Below are 2566 nucleotides of genomic sequence, written 5' to 3' on the forward strand. Positions count from 1 at the left end.
TCTCAAGTGCTCCACCCATATTAGGAGCAAACACAACTACTTCTTTTTTGGTAACGGATTGTATTCTTCCCACTTGAGCTAGCTTTCCTTTTGCAGTACCTTTATCAACCTCAATGATAAATTTATCTAGAATAATATCAAAATCAGTCACTGACTTCCTCGTAATAGGGTTTATTATTTCCTGTTCTATAGCGCGAACAGATTTAGGCATAGCACTTTCAATAGCCTGAACTGTTGATCTAACCAATGGATCAATCTTTCCTTCTAATAGGCCTGGCCTAGGCAGCAACATTTTCGCTATTTCTGATCTAAAACTAGTGTTGTAGACGACTAACTCCGCTATAGAATTACTATACCAAAAACCTTCTGATTGATCAATCTGCTCGATAGCACTATTTGCTTCTTTATCATTGCCGCTTAGTAATCCTTTAACTACAGCCATATGAGCAACTTTAGTAGCTGCTGTGGATTTAGAATACGCGGGAACTTGATGACTAAAGAAATAAGTTGTGTTTTGATATGCTTTTTCCCAAGTATCTCTATTATATGGATCCCCATCATCATATGGATTTGCGGGAGTAATATTAGTTGGCAGTTTCATCCCTAATACAGCATTTAAATATGTAATCCTATATATATCTGCAGTACTAATAATAAGGCCACCGGAATATACAATCTGATTACCATCTATCGAGACACTAGCAGGCTCCAGACCATCCATATCAATAAATTTGATCGGATTATTTCCTGCAAACTGATAAGGTGTATACCAAGGATATTTTGGAGATAATGGATCTACAGATAAGAACCTACCTAAGCGTGGATCATAAATCCTCATCCCATAATCCTGCTGATTCCCCTCACCCTTCACCTCATTATCATTCTCCTTCCCATTAAACCCATATCGATACCCTCCAGTCCCCGTCGTACTCGTTCCACTTCCACTACCTCCACCCGCATAACTTGCATCCGCAATATACGCACTGAAGTTATCCGCTGCACTGGACACAAACCCCACCTGGAATTCCACACTATTCGATGCTACATATTCCGCTGGCTGGTTATCCGCTCTGTTATTCACGGATAAATCTACCGGTAACGTATATCCGTTTACTGCATTCGTGCCGGATACCCATCCATTCTGAATAGCATGACCACTGCGGCCTGGCATCAGTGAGCCAAATGGATAGTAGTCCTGTACAGAGGTGAGTAGCGGGTCGAAGTGGTCAATGGTGGTACCATCTATAGTTATCGGACGTTTACGGTCAGAAACGGTGGCCAGTACGTTACCCAGGTGATTACTTAATTCAAAGACCTTATTACCTCTCGTAAAGATAGTATTTATCCCGGTTCCTAATGCAGGGAGATCACGTGATACCGGCGCTACGCTGTTCTGCACATTTACCTGCCGGTTCAACAATCCAAGCCGGCTGCTACCATACAGGTCCGATTCTATCAGGGTTAATTGTCCCTGGTTAACAGCAGGATCGCCTTTGGTATATACGCCCATTACGTTTCCAGTGGCATCGCGTACGTACCAGGTTTCTACGTCCTTCACTTTTTTATTGATCCGGTTACCGGCTACATCGTAGGCATAGGTAATAACGGTTCCATCCAGCTTATGAATACGTTGAATTTTTCCGTACACGGTCCATACAATGGTGTCTATACCACTTTTCAGATCGGCGGTCAGGTTGCCGATTTTGTCGTAAGTATAGTTATGGACTGCCTGAGCGTCGATATCGTTGGGATAATTACCATCCGGTACGACATCGCTGATATAATCCAGCTGATTGTTGTTAAGATTATAGCTATAGGTCAGTTCATCCATTGCCAGCGGCTTGCCCGCAAATGTTTTATTACCATTGCGATGATACGATTGGATATTACCATTGGCATCATAGGTAATGGCTTCCTCAAAATCATCCAGTTTATTGGGTGTCCAGGTATTAGTGGTCGTATTCAATCCGTTAGCGGCTGTCATGCTGCTGAGGCGATTCAATACATCATACTTATAAGTATAGAGCAAGGGTTGTCCCAGTGTAGCAATGTTCACGCTCATGGCAGCAATATTGCCATTGTACAGCGGACTAAAAAGAGCCGCATTGGAGGTAGTTCCTCCGGCAATGGCGTTGGTATTACCAATGGATTTGTAGTCCCGGTCGCCGGAATAATGTAATGCAAAACCGAATGCATCACTGGCTACCGGACTTCCTTTGACGCCATCATGCCCCATATCATATACCGGCGATAAAATACTGCTATTGACGCTTTTCAGCCAGCCTTGCAAGGTATATGCATAATCGAGTCCCTGCACCTGCTGTTGACCAACAATGGTCTTCGCCAGTGGTCCATGTTTATAATACTGGTAATAGGCTTCATTCTCCCAGTATACTTCATCGGTACTGGTTTCTACATTCGTCAGGCGATTTTCTGCATCATAGGTATACCGGTGATAGAATGCGTCTGGCGCCCCTGGCTGATAAGCCACTGTATTCACTTTTCCGGACACCAGGTCATAATTATATACCAGCTTTTTAAAGCGGTTAGGCGCAGTGACCATCGC

The 2566-nt window shown here is 43.5% G+C and carries 1 protein-coding gene; it reads right to left on the minus strand.

Translation table 11 applies throughout. The annotated features are described in order from the left end of the window. Positions 1-2566: RHS repeat-associated core domain-containing protein (locus VIP81_RS17370; protein ID WP_331963640.1), on the minus strand; the 2566-nt coding region annotated here is incomplete at both ends.

Source organism: Chitinophaga sp., assembly GCF_036566945.1.
Classification (GTDB): domain Bacteria; phylum Bacteroidota; class Bacteroidia; order Chitinophagales; family Chitinophagaceae; genus Chitinophaga.